The sequence below is a fragment of the Mycoplasma sp. SG1 genome, assembly GCF_023612375.1.
Classification (GTDB): domain Bacteria; phylum Bacillota_I; class Bacilli_A; order Mycoplasmatales; family SG1; genus SG1.
Map to the genome: position 1 here is coordinate 232,333 of NZ_CP076852.1, position 16,210 is coordinate 248,542.

Here is a 16,210-nt window from a genome sequence, read left to right on the forward strand (position 1 = left end):
ATTATGAAAACAAAGAAATCAATTTTTAAATTAACTCTTTTTATTCCAATTTTATCAGCGTTATTCGCTGGTTGTGGCGTTTCAGATAATTTTAATTGAAGCAAAGAACAAATAAATCAATTTATTAAAGAAAACTATCAAAATTTAGAAAACAATTTAGATTTTAAACAAAAAATATTTGCACAATCTAATGCATTTGAATATGAAGCTTTAGATAATCATTCCATTTATGCAAATAATCTTTGTTCGCCTGCCAATTTATTAAATTTAAGTGAATCATATTATCTTGGCAAATATACAAATGTAGGGAATATTAGCAATGACACTTTTTTTAAAGTTTTGGTTATTTATCAAAATTTAACAACCGGTGGTGATATCATGTTAATTTCATATATTGATCAACAAACCCAAGAAGTTAATATTTCAAAAACATTTCTATACGATATGGGATCATTTTTTAAGTTCCCGCAAAGTCTTTCTAAAGGAAGTACATTGCCTGAAATCAACAATTATATAACCAAATTTTCAACAGATAGAATTCGAAGAAATTATAAAGGTGCAAAAGTAAATACTGATACAGCTGGAGAAAATATTAAATTTTTTAATATTTTAAATGATGGATTCGATTTTAAGAATAGTGATTCAATTGAAAATATTGGGATTAAAATTAATAAAATGAATACCATTTTGGAATTTTCTGTTAATTTTAGTTATGAGGATTATGCTCATACTGCTCAATTTGAAACATTAGTAAACATTGATAATAAAGGTATACATTTCAATTATGAAGATCAAGATAAGAAAGTACTATTAATCAATAAAATAAATTATTTTTTTAGATAAATCATGAAAAAGTTCAAAAAAAATATTATTAAATTATCTAGTTTATTTTTAACATCATCAGGGATGATGATGTTCGCAGGGTGTTTTGATATTAATTACAGCGATAGCGAGATAATTGATAAAATAAATACAATTCTTGAGCAGTATGATAATACAAAACCATTTCAGGCGATGGTTCTTTACAATTCAATGCAAGGAAGAAAAATTTGATCTATATATGATGGTTTTAATGATGATGATCGACTGCCAAAAGATGATACACCATATATTGCAGCATACGATCCTGATTACTTAGCGAATGGACAAGCTAAAACTCAGACATGATCTATTTTTGATGCTGAAGGGGTGGGGAGAAACTATAATTTTGATGTCATTAAACTTGGAGATAAAGTTGCCCCTAACGTTTATAATGCCTTAATTGAATTAGATCAACCGAACCCTACTTCTGAAAGTCCAGCTGTATCACAAGATAATCAACTTTTATTCTGGCTACAGTTCAACATTAAAAATATGTCTTATGATCAAAACAGTTACAACGCAAACACCGTTCTTAATCAGTGGTTTAGACAATCAGACAATCCGATTAATAAATTAACTTCAAAGAATTTTACAGGAATTTATCAAAATATTCAAGCCCAAGTTACAAGCCAAAAATTACCACAACCACCTTTACCTGATGAAAATTCTATTCAAAGGGTAGATGTCCCTGAAAGTGAATACCAATATAATGGTTATTCTGGTTTCATTAAATCAGTTGATCCAAGTATCGCTTGAACAGTTGATTCTAATGACCAAGTTCACATGAAATTTTTAAGCATCAGTTTATGATATCAGCAGATTATTACATATAAAATATGAGATACTAAATCTATGGACTATTATTATGTATATGTTCCTTTGTTTATTGCGATTCATTTTAACATCAACAATGGTCTAATTACAAATCAATACTTTGAGACAGCTTCAGATCCAGGTGATAGCATAGACGTAACCACCCCTCATCGTGATTGAGTATTAGCAAATGAATCATATAATAATAACAATTAAAAGAATAATTATAATTATTAAAAATAGATTAATCAATTAAAAAAATTTATCAAACTTTATTATGTTTTTAGAAGTTATAGCTACATCAGTCGATGATTGTTTAACATTAAATGAGCAGGCCAAGATCATAGACAGAATTGAACTATGCGTTAATTTAAAAAAAGGTGGATTTACCCCAACTATGGAATTAGTTGAAGATTGTCTTAAAATTTCAAAAATACCAATTAACATAATGCTTAGAACAACTAAACATTTTACTTTAAAAGATTCTGAATTGGATGAATTAAAAGGAATAGTTAAATACATAAAACAAAACTTTGCCCACTTAAAAGCTTTTAATGGTTTTGTTTTTGGAGCGATTAATAACGATAAAAAATTAAATATTGACGCGATGAAAGAAATGGTTCAATTAGTTTTACCATACCAATTAGTTTGTCATCGTTGTTTTGAAAAAGTTATTAACAAAGATAAAGCGATTGTTGAATTAGAAAAAATGGGGGTAAAAGAAATTTTATATTCTGCGATTACGGTTGAAGAAATTTCTAAAATCAAGTCATTACCTTCAAAAAAAGTTCAATTTTTAATTGGCGGAGGAGTAAATTTTACGAATAAAGTTTTTCTTTTGAAAAATAATCTAAAACGTTTACATATCGGTAGTTGTATTCGTCATAAAGACAAATGATCAGAACCAATAAATGGCGATAAAATCCAAGAATTTGTTGATCTAAAATAAATTATTTTTAAAACTCCATTCCTATCCTTTAACTTTTGTTATATTTTCTTTTATAATTAAAAAAAATAAATATAACATTTATATTTATGTATTTTTTTTATCCTAAAAACAACAATTGTTAAAACATATGATCGATCAAAAAATTCAACAATTAATTGATAAATATTCAAACGATATCATTAAAGATGTTCAAAAAATAGTTCAAATTGACACCTTATTTGACGGAGATTCTATATCAGATAATGCCCCTTTTGGTAAAAAAATAAGACAAGGAATGGATTATTTTTTAGATAAAGCTAAAAAAGATAAATTTGCAATAAAAGATGATGATGGTTATGCTATTATTATTGAACATGGGTCTAAAGAATTAAGCGACATGGTAATGGCAGCTGTTCATATTGACACAGTTCCATACCTTGCTTCTGAATGAGAATATCCGCCATTAAGTGGTACTATTAGTGATGGTAAAATTTATGGTCGTGGAACACAAGATGATAAAGGACCGTTGGTTGCTATTTATTACGCTTTAAAAATTATTCGCGATTTAGGTGTTCCTGTTAATAAACGAATTCAACTTTTTATCGGTGGTAATGAAGAAAATGGTTCAACTTGTGCTAAACATTTTTTTGAAAATGAAAAGACCGAAAAACCTGTTTTTGCTTTTACTCCTGATAGTTACTTTCCGCTAACTTTTGCTGAAAAAGCCCTCGCTCCTGTTTTAATTACAGGGAAAATAAATCCTTCTTTAATTACTAATGATGTTAAATATTTCTTTGCCAATCAAGCTCATAATGCTGTCCCAAGTAGAGCAAAAGCGGTTGTTATTGGAAGTTATGCAAACCTTACAGAAAATTTTGCTGATTACTTAAAAGAAAATAACATTAAAGGAAAAATCAAACAACTTTCAAAAACAGAAGTTATGCTTGATTTAGAAGGTAAATCAGCTCATGGTTCAACCCCTGAAAAAGGTTTAAATGCAGCGACATATCTTGCTAATTTTTTAAGTCTTTATTTTGAAGATAGATTAGTTGGTTTTATAAATAATTATTTTCATAAATCTACTTTTGGTGAAAAATTAGAAATTTCATATTTTGATGCAGTTGAAAAACGTTTAACTATTTCTCCTAACATTGTTGAATATGACGATAATAAGTTCAAAATATATTTTGATTTAAGAATTCCTAATACTGCTAAAATTAATGAAATTTTAGAACGTTTTAAATATATTGTTGATAAATACTTTGACAACTATGCATCTTTTAACGTTAACTTAACCCCAGGGATTAGATATTCACTTGAAAATCCTTATATTAAAAAACTTTGTCATGTTTATAAAACAATCGCAAACGATGATAAAAATAAACCTTTTGCAATTGGCGGGGGTACTTATGCTAAATCTATTCCAAATTGTGTAGCGTTCGGAATGCTATTCCCTTGAGATGAAGAAACAGAACACCAACCAAATGAAAGAGTTGTTATTAAACATTTATTAAAAGCGGTTGAGATTTTCGTTCATGCATTAATTTCAATTACTTCTTAATTTTTAAAAAAGAAAACATTTTATTTGTTATATAGATATAATAATTCAGATAAACTAAAACCAATTACATCAAAATAAAATTTGATGTAATTTTTATGGCGGGCGTGGCGAAGTGGTTAACGCAGCAGTTTGTGGAACTGACATTCATGGGTTCAAATCCCATCGTTCGCCCCATTTTTTTACATTTTTAACTTTAATAATGATATTTAACATCAATCATCCAAAAGATTTTCAAGCAATCTGTATCTATTTAAAAAAAAAGTATTTTATTAATCAAACAGGATCATTAATTTTTTTTTTAAATGGTAATTTTGGGGTCGGAAAAACAACCTTTGTTAAATATTTAGCAAAATCTTTAAATATAAAAGAAACAATAACAAGCGCTAGTTTTAATTTTTATAATATTTATTCGCTTTTAAATAACAATCTTTTTATTCATGCTGATTTCTATAAACTAGAATCATCCAATCAACATTTAGTAAGTGAAATCTTTGAATATTTTACAACCAATAATAATATTATTGTTATAGAATGAGCAGATAAGTTTAAAAATTATTCTGATTTTATTTTAAAAAACGCCATAAAAATTACAATCAGTTTTAAAGATAACGATCCTTTAAAAACTAGAATATGTCAAATCAACGATAATCATTAATATGCTTAATTTATATTTAGATGCTTCAACAAAATATATGATTATTATTCTTGAAAAAGATAATCTCATTTTAGCTAAAATTAATCAAAATAATTTTCAAAAACATTCTGAAAATTATATTGAAACAGTTTTTAATGATATTTTAAAAAAACATAATTTTAAAATTAACGATCTAGATAATGTTTATACAACAATTGGACCAGGTTCATATGTTGGAGTAAGAATCGTTTTAGTTTTTGTTAAAATGTTAAAAATGATTTATCCTAAAATTAAAGTTTTTACAATCAATTCATTACTAGCCCAGGTTGAAACAAAACATAAAACAATCAGTTTATTAATGGTATCAAATTCAGTTAATTATTTTCAAACTTTTCTTCATTTTAAAGCGATAGATGAGATTCAAAAATGTGATATTTTAACGGTCTATAAACTTTTAGAAAACAAAGATTCAGAAAAAGTAATTGATTTTCAAAGTGTTCATTTTATTGATTCTTTTACAAGAAATTGTAAAAAATATGGAAAATTAATTAAAAATATTCAAAAGATAGACCCCATTTATTTAACTTCAACATGATAATTCTAGCTATTGAAGCAACTTGCGATGATACAAGTTTTGCTGTTTTGAAAGATCATAAAGTTATTAGTTTAACTAAAAAAGTCCAAGCCATTCATCAAAACTATAATGGAATCATTCCAGAATTAGCTGCCCGCTATCATTTTAAAGATTATGATCAATTTCTTCTTCAAGCTTTACAAGAAGCTAAAATAAGTTTTTTTGATCTTAATTTTATTGCATATAGCGAAAAACCAGGATTACCGGCGTGTTTACATATTTGTAAATCAATCGCCAAATCTTTAAGTTTTATTCTAAACATTCCCCTTATTCCAATCAATCATTTATCAGCCCATCTTTTTTCTAGTTTAATTGATAATAATAAACCGCAGTTATTTATCGAACAAACGAATTTAGGTCTTATTTTATCAGGCGGTCACACAAATATTTATCTTTGAAAAGAAAATAAATTAAAAATTATCGGAGAAACTTTAGATGATGCAATTGGGAGTGTTTTGATAAATTAGCGGTTGTTTTAGGTTTAAATTATCCATGAGGAGAAAATTTTGAAAAATTTACAACGAATGGATCATTAAAATTTACCTTTTCTTTACCCAAAAATATTGATTTTAATTTTTCTTATAGTGGTTTAAAAACAGAATTTTTAAAGCAGATTAAAACGATTGATGAAAATGAAAAAGTAAATTTAGCATACAGTTTTCAACATTATGCTTTCCTTCAAGTTATTTTAAATTTAAAAAAAGTTATTTTAAAGTATAAACCAGTCAATTTATTTATTGGAGGAGGGGTCACTCAAAATAAATATTTTCAAAATTTTATTAAAAAAGAACTGCAAAATATGAATATTAATTTTTATTTTCCCCTAAATAAATATTGTAGTGATAACGCTGGAATGATTGGTTATCTAGCTTGACTAAAAATAAATAAACTTATTCAATTAGATTAATGGTTAACATTAAAAATGTATCTTAGTATAATATTTAATAAAATTTAAATATTTTTTCAAAAAAAGTTTTTTTATAAGATGTTAGAAAACGACGAATATGCTTTAACAACTACTAATGATGCAGCAAAAGAACATAAAATTCTTTCCCTTGATGAAGTAGAAAAAATGATTGAAAATAATACTTTTAAAGATTATGATGTTGAAAAACTTTGTCTTTTAGGTTATTTATCAAGAAGAACCGCGAATACTCTTAAAAAAAATGATATTACATCCCTTTCTGAAATTATTTATTTTACACCCGAGGATTTATTAGAATTAGAGTCTCTTGGCAAAGGTGCGTTATTGGAAATAAAAACGATGTTATATAAATTAAATTTATCGCTGTCTTTAAGCGAAAAAGAACAAGACACTTCAAAAAGTGCATCAAAATGATTGGACAAAGAACTTGGTCAACGTAAAGAATTTGAACAAATACAACAACAATTAGAAATAATCAATCAAAGACAAAAAGTGATTGAAGATAAGAAACGAAAACAAAAAAACCAGACAATTATTGGGATTATTTATTGTGTTGTGGCAGTAATTGCAGTAATTATTGTTTTATCTATCACACTTAACCTTAAATAAAGATTTGTTAAACTTTTCTAATTTAAAATGGTTTATTTTATAATTTTTACAATGAACTAAAATTTAAAATTTTAAATCACAATAATACAAATTATTAAAAACTTAAAAATTATTATCACATGAAAAAATACAAAATTGCCATCAATGGATTTGGTAGAATCGGAAGATTAACATTTAAATATTTATATTCAAAAAGCAATATTGAAATAGTAGTTATAAACGATTTAACAGATGCAAAAACACTTGCATATTTATTATCACATGACTCAAGTCAGAAAAAACTTGAAAACTTTAAGGTTAGTTACAAGGATAAATATTTAATTGTAAATGGTAAAGAAATATTAATTTTATCAGAACGCAATCCAAAAGATCTTCCTTGAAAAGATCTAGGAATTGATTTAGTGGTTGAATCTACAGGTTTTTTCCTTACAAAAGAAAAAGCATCACTTCATCTTGAAGCAGGAGCTAAAAAAGTAGTTCTATCTGCACCTGTTAAAGAAAAAGACATTAAAACAATTGTATACAATGTTAACCATAAAACTTTAACAAGCGATGACAAAATTATTTCAGGAGCATCATGTACAACCAATTGTTTAGCTCCAGTTGTAAACGCTATAGATAAAGCTTTCGGTCTAAAATACGGACTAATGACTACCGTTCATGCTGTAACCAATGATCAAAGAATTTTAGATTTACCACACTCTGATTTAAGAAGAGCAAGATCAGCTATGAATAATATAATACCAACCACAACAGGTGCTGCAGTTGCAGTTGGATATGTTCTTCCACATTTAAATGGAAAACTAGATGGGATAGCAATGAGAGTTCCTGTTGTAGTTGGTTCAGTTGTTGACTTAACATGTCATCTTAACAGTAAAGTTTCAGTTACAGAAATTAATCAAGCAATTAAAAAAGCTGCTAATGAAACATTAGGATATTGTGAAGATTACATTGTTTCTACTGATATCATCGGAACTCACTATGGTTCTGTATTTGATAGTCAATTTACGAAAGTTTTAAATCTTGAAGACGGCGGACAATTAGTTAAATTATTATCTTGATATGATAATGAAAGTTCATATGTTTCTCAATTAGTAAGATCTGTATTACATTTTTTAACTATTTAAGAAAGTTTTTAATATGGATTTAAAAAGTTTAAAAGACATCAATTTTAAAAATAAAAAAGTTATTATTAGGGTTGATTACAATGTTCCTTTAGCATTAATTGATAACGAATATACGATAACCGATGATAAAAGGATTGAAGAGTCAATTCCAACATTAGAATATATTTTAAAGCAAAAACCATCTGAAATTATTATTTTATCGCATTTAGGACGTCCTAAATTAGTAACTGATAAAAAAAGATTTTCATTATTTCCAGTCTTTTCAAAACTTGAAAAATATCTTGAAAATCATGATTGTGATTTGACTTTCATCCAAGATCCAAGCCCAAATCAAATTAGCCAACATTTAAGTAAGCATAAGAAAAGTAAACAGACACTTGTTGCGCTTGTTGAAAATACAAGATTTTTGGATATAAATGATAATCTAGAATCAACATTAAATAAAAAATTAGCCCAAGAATGAGCTAATTTAGGCGATGTCTTTGTTTTTGATGGTTGAGGAGTTGCTCATCGTGATTCTACATCAGGGGCAGGAATTCCGCTTTTTATGAAAGAAAGTTGTCTTGGCTTTTTAGTTGAAAAAGAATTATTAACCCTTGAAATAATAACTAAACATCCAAAAAGACCTTTAACTGTTATTATTGGTGGAGCAAAAGTAAGCGATAAAATTAAAGTCATAAAAAATATTTTAAACTTTGCTGATCATTTGATCATAGCTGGGGGATTAGCTTTTAGTTTTTATAAAGCTTTAGGTCATGAAATTGGAACATCATTAGTTGAAAATGATTATTTAGCAACTTTAAAAACTTTACTTGAAAAACATTCAGGCAAAATTATTTTACCGATTGATAATGTTTTAAGCACAGAGTTTAAAGATCAACCAGGAGTTATTAGAAATATAAATCAATTTAAGGCAAATGAAATGGGAATGGATATTGGTCCTTATTCAATCAAAGCTTTTTCTGACATTATTTTAAAATCAAAATCAATTATATGAAACGGCCCTGTTGGTGTTTTTGAAATGGATCATTTCAAAGAAGGAACAAAATCATTGCTAGAACTTTTAGCAAATAATCCGCAAATTTATTCATTTATTGGCGGTGGGGATACCGCTGCTGCTTGCGCTAAATTTGGTTTAGAGAAAAAAGTATCTTTCATATCTACTGGTGGAGGAGTTTGTTTGACATTTCTTGAAGGAAAAGAATTAAAAGGAATAAGTAATATTCAAAAAAGATAAATTAAAAAATGGATTTAAATAAAAAACTTGTTTTAGGCAATTGGAAACTAAATAAAAATAAAAAAACAACAAAAGATTTTTTTAAAGAATTTAATCAATTTCTTAAAGCAGAAAAATTTAATGTTAAATGTGGTATAGCGCCATCACCACTACTGATTCCAGTAGTTGCAAAAGAAATTAGTAAAGGAGTTTCTTTAATTGCTCAAAATTGTTATTTTCATAACGAAGGAGCATTTACTGGTGAAGTTTCAATTAATCAATTAAAAGATTACAAAGTAGCTTATTCACTAGTTGGTCACAGCGAAAGAAGATATCTTTTTGGTGAAAAAGATTATGAAATTAATAAAAAAATCGAATTTTTAATTTTAAATGATTTAACACCTATTTTATGTATCGGAGAAACATTACAACAATTTGAAAATCAGCAAACAAATTATATTTTACACAACCAGTTAAAAGAAGATTTAACTAATATTAATTTCAATGGCAAAAATATTATTTTCGCCTATGAACCGATTTGAGCAATCGGAACTGGTAAAGTTGCAAGCAACGAAATAATTGAAAAAACGGTTGCTTATATTCGTCAAGTTATTAAAGAATTATTTTCTGATAAAACCGCTAAAAAAGCGGTAATTCTTTATGGGGGATCTGTTAATCCAAATAATATTGTTGAATTGAATAAAATTCCTAATATCAATGGTTTTTTAGTTGGCGGAGCATCATTAAAAGCAGAATCTTTTTTTCAACTTATAAAAGCGACAAATAACAGTGTTACTTCAAAAAACTAAAAAGATATAATTTCAAAAATAAAAGCATATTTTTTTAAATCTTTCTATTTTATTGAATAGATAAAGATATATTTTTTTATCTATAAAATATAATAAAATAAGTTTACAAGAAAGTTAGCAGACAATTTCAAACAAAAATTTTACTATTTTTGTTTTGATTTATTTAAAATTAAACTAGAAAACGCTTATTATGAAAATTAAACCGACATTATTATGTATTATGGATGGGTATGGGTTAGATAAACCAGGCGCTTGAAATGCGATATCATCTGCATCTACCCCAAACTTAGATTTTTTGTACAAAAATTATCCAAATATTAAATTACATGCTTCTGGAAAATTCGTTGGATTACCAGATGATCAGTTTGGTAATTCTGAAGTTGGGCATATGAATATTGGTTCAGGGAGAGTTGTTCATCAAACTTTATGCCTAATCAACAACGAAATTGAAAGTGGTGAGTTTTACAAGAAGCCTGCAATTAAAGAATTTGCTGAAAAACTTGAAAATTCTAAAAATCAAAGATTACATATTATTGGGTTGTATTCAAAAGGTGGGGTTCATTCATCAATTGAACATTTTATCGGAGTTCTTAATTTAAAAAAACATTTTAAAATAAAAGAAGTTTACCTTCATTTAATTTTTGATGGAAGGGATGTTAAATATAATTCTGCTTTAGAAGATTTAACAGAACTTTTAAAACTTTTAAAAGAATATAAAAATGTTTATCTAGCTTCTATTTCAGGCCGTTATTATTCAATGGATCGTGATAAGCGTTGAGAAAGAATTTCTTTAGCTTACAATGCTATCGTTTTAAGGGAAGGTAAAAGCTTTACAGATCCTTGTAAATATCTAGAAGAAAGTTATAGCAAAAAAATATATGATGAATTCATAGTTCCAGCATATAACAGCAAAATAGAAGGTTCTAAGTTTAAAGCTAATGATTCGGTTTTTCTTTTTAACTTTAGAAAAGATAGAGCAATTGAATTAGCAAGTTCTATTACTAACAAGGAGTATATTTGAAGACCAAAACAAGTTATTTCAAACATTAATTTTATTTCAATGACTCATTTTGCTGACTCTGTGAAAGGTTTAGTTGCCTACAAAGATCAAGTTATTAAAAACACTTTTGGCGAATGAGTTGCAAATAAAGGTTGAAAACAATTAAGAATCGCTGAAACAGAAAAATACGCCCATGTAACTTTTTTCTTTAACGGTGGTGTTGATGTTACCTATAACAATGAAAAACGAATTCTAATTCCATCTCCAAAAGTTGCAACTTATGATTTAAAACCTGAAATGTCCGCATCAGCAATTACTGAGCAACTTTTAAAAGAAATCGAAAATCATAATCCATATAAGTTAATTGTTTTAAATTTTGCAAATTGCGATATGGTTGGTCATACTGGAAAACTTGAACCTGCTATTAAAGCGGTTGAAGAAGTTGACAAATGTATTGGTATTTTATATCAAAACTTTAAAAAACTAAAAGGAACGAATTTTTTTAACCGCCGATCATGGTAATGCTGATAAAATGTATGATGAAAACGGCGAACCTGTCACTTCTCATACTTTTGCCTTAGTTCCTTTCCTTGTAACCGATCAAAAATATAAATTTATTAAAAAAATCGGTAAACTTGGTGATATTGCACCAACAATTATTAGTTATTGAGGAGAAAATCCGCCAGCAGAAATGACTGGTAATATTCTTTTAGAAAAAAACCCATCTTTATGAAACAAAAAAAAGTAGCGATTTTAACATCTGGGGGTGATGCTCCAGGGATGAATACTTGTCTTCGTGCCATTGTAAGAACAGCCTTAAAAAAAAATATTATCCCTTATTTAGTTTATGATGGTTATCTTGGTTTAGTTAACAATAATATAGTTGAAGCTGATTATAAAAGTGTTGGGAATATCTTAAATAAAGGTGGAACAGTTATTGGAACAGCTAGACTGCCTGAGTTTAAAGAAAAAGCAGTTAGAGCAAAAGGAATTAAGAATCTCCAAGACAGAGGTATAGATTATTTAATTTGCATCGGTGGCGATGGGACTTATATGGGTGCTAGTCGTTTATCTGATGAAGGAATTAATTGTATAACAATTCCTGCAACAATTGATAATAACATCGCTTCTTCTGAATTTACAATTGGATTTTGAACTGCATTACAAACTATTATTGAAGCCATTGATAAACTAAGAGATACTTCTTCATCCCATCATCGTTGTTCAATCGTTGAAGTGATGGGTCAATATAGTGGATATTTAACCTATATAGCAGGAATAACAACCGGCGCTGAAGTTATTTCAACCCCTGATAACAAAAAAAATGTTGATCAATTTGTCGAAGCGATTAAACACGCTAAAGAAGACGGTAAAAATCATTGTTTAATTGTTGTAACTGAAAATATGTATGACATGAAACAACTTGAGATAGATATTACCAAAAAATCTAAAGTAATAACAAGGGCAACCGTTCTAGGTCATGTTCAAAGGGGTGGTTCACCTTGTGGTTTTGATCGTATTTTGGCAACGATGTTTGGTTATCATGCTATTTTAGCAGTTCTTAATAATAAATCAAAGATTTGTTTAGCTTACAAAGATTTAAGAATTATTGAAATTCCAATCCAAGAAGCATTGCTTAAAAAACCCGCTGATTGAAGATGTCTTGAAGATGTTCTTCAAATTATTAAATAATTGTTAGTTTATGGATGAAAAGTTACAAAAAACGCTTCAGTTAAAATTAGATCAATATCATAAAATGAATGATCAAATTTTAAAGATGGTTAATGATCAAAATTTTAATGACGAACTAAAAAAGCTTCAAATTGAACTTAAAAAAATAACCCCAATTTGTGATTTATATCTTAAATATCAAAAAATAAAGCAAGAAATCGCAGAAAAACAATTCGTTAACTAAAGAAGAAGATAAGGATCTTATAAAACTTATTTCTGATGAGATAGATATTTTAAAAAATCAGCAAGCTGAAACTTTAAAAGAAATAATTCAATTCATTCAAGAAGAAAATCAACTTGATGCCCATCTTCAAAATAAAAATATTATTCTTGAAATGCGTGCTGCAACAGGCGGTGAAGAGGCTGCTATTTTTGTTAAAGATTTATTTTCTGCCTATTTAAAATTTATTGAAAGTTTTAAATGAAAATATCAAATTTTAGAACTTTCTGAGTCAAGCACGGGAGCAGGTTATAGTTTTGTTAGCATTGAAGTTAAAGGGGTTAACGTTTATCAATACTTTCAATTTGAATCAGGTGTTCATCGTGTTCAAAGGGTTCCAAAAACAGAAGTTAAAGGCAGGGTTCATACTTCTACTATTTCAGTAGCTGTTTTACCAACTGTTGATGATATCGAAGTAAAAATTGATCCAAAAGATTTAAAAATTGATACCTATCGCGCTTCTGGAGCGGGTGGCCAACATGTTAATATGACCGATTCAGCGGTTCGAATTACGCATTTACCAACCAATATAGTTGTAACAAGTCAAAACGAAAGAAGTCAGCATGAAAATAAAAATCTTGCTATGAAAGCTTTAAGGGCTAAATTATATAAACATAATTTTGATATTCAAGTTGATAAAATAATGTCGCAACGTAATCAACAAATCGGAAGGGGAATGCGTGCTGAAAAAATAAGAACTTATAATTATCCCCAAAACCGTGTTACCGATCATCGATGTGGAAAATCTTGATCTAATCTTGAAGATATTATGAACGGCAATTTTAACGACATCGTTTCAAGTTTAAGAATTTATAAAAATGAACTTTATACAATATAAAAGATGACTTAAAGAAGAACTGTTCAAAATTTATAAATTTGATCAAACGACTTATCTTTCTGATATTTGTTACTACTTTAATCCTGAACTTTCGCAATTTGATTATTTAGTTTCTGATCACGATATTTCTCCTTTTGTTATCAAAGAAACAAAAAAAACATTAACCTATTTAAGAAAAACAAAATTGCCGATTCCTTATCTTTTGGGTTTTACTTATTTTGATAAAATGAAAATTTTTTTAAATAAAAAAACTTTCATTCCGCGTTCGATTACATTAGAATTAGCATCTTTAGTTCAAGAAATTATTCAAAAAGAAGCAGTTTTTAGCAACGCAGTCTTAGTTGATCTTTGTTCAGGTTCAGGAGCGCTTGGTTTTTATTTTAAAAAACACTTTCATAATTTTAATGTTATTTGTCTTGAAAAAAACAATTTACCAATTAATGCTTCTTTAAAAAATAAAGAAACATTAAATCTTGATGTTAATATTTATAAATCAAATCTTTTATCTTACCTTATTCAAAAGAAGCAATCGTTTAACATCCTTGTTTCAAATCCTCCATATATAGATGTTAGCGAAACGTTAAATCAATCAGTTAAACACGAGCCTAAAAGCGCTTTATATACTAAAAAAATTGCAATTTATAAAAAAATTTTTAAAGAACTTGATCAAGCAAAACATTTAGTTTTTAAACCTTTTTTATTTGCTTTTGAAATTAATTCAAAATTCAGTGACCTTTTAAAAAAAGAAAGAAAAAAATATCGATGAATGGAACATTGATATTTTTTAAATTCTAAAGTAACGAATGAAACAGTTTTTTTAATTATTTCTTCTCTTTCTTTATCTTATTTTAAAGATGATCTTAATCTTTTAAACTAAGATAAAAACTGTAAACACAAACTTACAATTTAGATGCTAAAAATGAATTAGAATTATTTTAAATAATAAAATTTACTAATTTTATAAATTTAATTTTTTAAAATATATGATCAATCAAATAGTAATTTTGGGAGAAATTAACCAATTTTTAAATCAGAACCATACAGAAGCAAAGGATTTTCTTTTTTTTCAAATAGTAGTTAAAAATCATTATTCAGGTATAGATAATGATTATTTTTTAAAATGTCAAATCTGACATAAACATTATCTAATTTTTAAAAATTTACTACGCGAAGGTAATAAACTTTTAATAAAAGGAAAACTAGTTGCCAATCAAGATCAGCAGATAATCGATGTCGAAGATTTAATCGTTGTTTAGATTAAAATATTTTTTTTAATTAGATCGTTATATATTTTGATAATCTAAACTTTAAAAGTTAAAAAGTTTTTTTAATAATTACTTTTTTTTTAATATTTTACCGATAAAATATAATATAAAAGTTTAAATTATCAATTTCATCTAAATTAAAATTTATAATAAAAGACATGGAAATAGATTATTTAAACCTTTGTAAAGATGTTCTGGATAATGGTTTTTTCAAAGATGATAGAACTCAAACTGGAACTAAAAGTGTTTTTGGTAGACAATTAAGATTTAATATTAACAAATCTTTTCCGCTTTTAACAACTAAAAAAGTTTTTTTTAAAGCCATTTGTCATGAGCTTATTTGATTTATAAAAGGATCAACCAATATCAAATATTTAGTTGATAATGACGTTAATATTTGAAATGAATGACCTTTTCAAAAGTATCGACAATCATTAGATTATCAAAACGAAACAATCAAAGAGTTTATTCAAAAAATAAAAAGCGATAATAATTTTGCTAAACAATGAGGAGAACTTGGCCCAGTTTATGGATTTCAATGAAGGAATTTTAATGGGCAACGTTGCGATCAATTAAAAGATGTTATTGAAATGATTAAAACGAACCCTAATTCTAGAAGACTGATAGTTACAGCTTGAAATCCTGTTCAAATCAAGGATATGTTACTACCTCCTTGTCATCTGTTGTTTCAGTTTTATGTAACTGATAATAAGTATTTATCATGTCAGTTATATCAAAGGAGCGCAGATCTTTTTCTTGGGGTTCCGTTTAATATTGCATCCTATTCACTACTTACTTACATCTTAGCTAAATTAACCAATTTAGAACCTTTAGAATTTGTTCATACAATCGGTGATGCACATATTTATACAAACCACATTCCTCAGATAAAAGAACAAATTACAAGAAAACCTTATCAGTTTCCGATCCTGAAAATTAACGCTAATTGAAAAACTATAAACGATGTTAAGTTTGAAGATTTTGAAATAATAGGATATCAACATCATAAATTAATTAAAGGGAAAGTGAGTGTTTAAGA

General features: G+C 27.1%; 18 protein-coding genes, 1 tRNA gene and 1 pseudogene. All 20 read left to right on the forward strand.

Translation table 4 applies throughout. From position 1 onward, the window contains the following. The first annotated feature begins 3 nt into the window (after positions 1–3). The 20 genes and pseudogenes from JRW51_RS01170 (at position 4) to JRW51_RS01260 (ending at position 16,208) form a co-directional block, all read left to right on the forward strand. Positions 4–843, forward strand: coding sequence for a hypothetical protein (locus JRW51_RS01170; RefSeq protein ID WP_250328860.1), 840 nt, complete (start codon positions 4–6; stop codon positions 841–843). A gap of 3 nt (positions 844–846) precedes the next feature. Continuing rightward, the gene (locus tag JRW51_RS01175) at positions 847–1,890 is read left to right on the forward strand and encodes a hypothetical protein (RefSeq protein ID WP_250328861.1); all 1,044 of its coding nucleotides are present in this window, start codon (positions 847–849) and stop codon (positions 1,888–1,890) included. A 61-nt stretch (positions 1,891–1,951) separates the two neighbouring features. Further along, positions 1,952–2,623, forward strand: a complete 672-nt coding sequence (locus JRW51_RS01180; RefSeq protein ID WP_250328862.1) for a copper homeostasis protein CutC — start codon at positions 1,952–1,954, stop codon at positions 2,621–2,623. Positions 2,624–2,750: 127 nt separating this feature from the next. Continuing rightward, complete coding sequence (locus JRW51_RS01185; protein ID WP_250328863.1) at positions 2,751–4,163, forward strand: Sapep family Mn(2+)-dependent dipeptidase; 1,413 nt, start codon at positions 2,751–2,753, stop codon at positions 4,161–4,163. Positions 4,164–4,261: 98 nt separating this feature from the next. Then, positions 4,262–4,337, forward strand: a tRNA-His gene (locus JRW51_RS01190). A gap of 25 nt (positions 4,338–4,362) precedes the next feature. Next, on the forward strand, positions 4,363–4,818 hold the full coding sequence (gene tsaE, locus JRW51_RS01195; RefSeq protein WP_250328864.1) for a tRNA (adenosine(37)-N6)-threonylcarbamoyltransferase complex ATPase subunit type 1 TsaE: 456 nt from the start codon (positions 4,363–4,365) through the stop codon (positions 4,816–4,818). A gap of 1 nt (position 4,819) precedes the next feature. Further along, complete coding sequence (locus tag JRW51_RS01200) at positions 4,820–5,395, forward strand: hypothetical protein (RefSeq protein WP_250328865.1); 576 nt, start codon at positions 4,820–4,822, stop codon at positions 5,393–5,395. After that, positions 5,389–6,338: pseudogene (gene tsaD, locus JRW51_RS01205) on the forward strand (tRNA (adenosine(37)-N6)-threonylcarbamoyltransferase complex transferase subunit TsaD). The gene JRW51_RS01200 and the pseudogene tsaD overlap by 7 nt, the downstream one beginning before the upstream one ends. Positions 6,339–6,416: 78 nt before the next feature. After that, the gene (locus JRW51_RS01210) at positions 6,417–6,965 is read left to right on the forward strand and encodes a DNA-directed RNA polymerase subunit alpha C-terminal domain-containing protein (protein ID WP_250328866.1); all 549 of its coding nucleotides are present in this window, start codon (positions 6,417–6,419) and stop codon (positions 6,963–6,965) included. A gap of 119 nt (positions 6,966–7,084) precedes the next feature. After that, positions 7,085–8,092: a type I glyceraldehyde-3-phosphate dehydrogenase gene (gap, locus tag JRW51_RS01215; protein WP_250328867.1), complete on the forward strand. Its 1,008-nt coding sequence runs from the start codon at positions 7,085–7,087 to the stop codon at positions 8,090–8,092. Between the two features lie 13 nt (positions 8,093–8,105). Beyond that, positions 8,106–9,329: a phosphoglycerate kinase gene (locus JRW51_RS01220; RefSeq protein ID WP_250328868.1), complete on the forward strand. Its 1,224-nt coding sequence runs from the start codon at positions 8,106–8,108 to the stop codon at positions 9,327–9,329. A gap of 8 nt (positions 9,330–9,337) precedes the next feature. Then, a complete protein-coding gene (tpiA, locus tag JRW51_RS01225) occupies positions 9,338–10,117 on the forward strand; it encodes a triose-phosphate isomerase (protein ID WP_250328869.1) in 780 nt (259 codons plus the stop codon). A gap of 190 nt (positions 10,118–10,307) precedes the next feature. Further along, complete coding sequence (gpmI, locus tag JRW51_RS01230) at positions 10,308–11,639, forward strand: 2,3-bisphosphoglycerate-independent phosphoglycerate mutase (RefSeq protein ID WP_265739912.1); 1,332 nt, start codon at positions 10,308–10,310, stop codon at positions 11,637–11,639. A gap of 10 nt (positions 11,640–11,649) precedes the next feature. Further along, positions 11,650–11,865: a hypothetical protein gene (locus tag JRW51_RS02775; protein ID WP_265739913.1), complete on the forward strand. Its 216-nt coding sequence runs from the start codon at positions 11,650–11,652 to the stop codon at positions 11,863–11,865. Then, complete coding sequence (locus JRW51_RS01235; RefSeq protein WP_250328870.1) at positions 11,847–12,809, forward strand: ATP-dependent 6-phosphofructokinase; 963 nt, start codon at positions 11,847–11,849, stop codon at positions 12,807–12,809. Before JRW51_RS02775 ends, JRW51_RS01235 begins: the two co-directional genes overlap by 19 nt. Positions 12,810–12,819: 10 nt before the next feature. Further along, positions 12,820–13,032, forward strand: coding sequence for a hypothetical protein (locus tag JRW51_RS01240; protein ID WP_250328871.1), 213 nt, complete (start codon positions 12,820–12,822; stop codon positions 13,030–13,032). 28 nt (positions 13,033–13,060) lie between these two features. After that, positions 13,061–13,906: a peptide chain release factor-like protein gene (locus tag JRW51_RS01245; protein WP_322948508.1), complete on the forward strand. Its 846-nt coding sequence runs from the start codon at positions 13,061–13,063 to the stop codon at positions 13,904–13,906. Then, entirely contained in the window at positions 13,887–14,783 is an 897-nt protein-coding gene (locus JRW51_RS01250) for a methyltransferase (RefSeq protein ID WP_250328872.1), read from the forward strand. The genes JRW51_RS01245 and JRW51_RS01250 overlap by 20 nt, the downstream gene beginning before the upstream one ends. Positions 14,784–14,889: 106 nt before the next feature. Then, a complete protein-coding gene (locus tag JRW51_RS01255; RefSeq protein WP_250328873.1) occupies positions 14,890–15,162 on the forward strand; it encodes a hypothetical protein in 273 nt (90 codons plus the stop codon). Positions 15,163–15,329: 167 nt separating this feature from the next. Then, positions 15,330–16,208: a thymidylate synthase gene (locus JRW51_RS01260; protein ID WP_250328874.1), complete on the forward strand. Its 879-nt coding sequence runs from the start codon at positions 15,330–15,332 to the stop codon at positions 16,206–16,208. Positions 16,209–16,210: the final 2 nt, after the last annotated feature.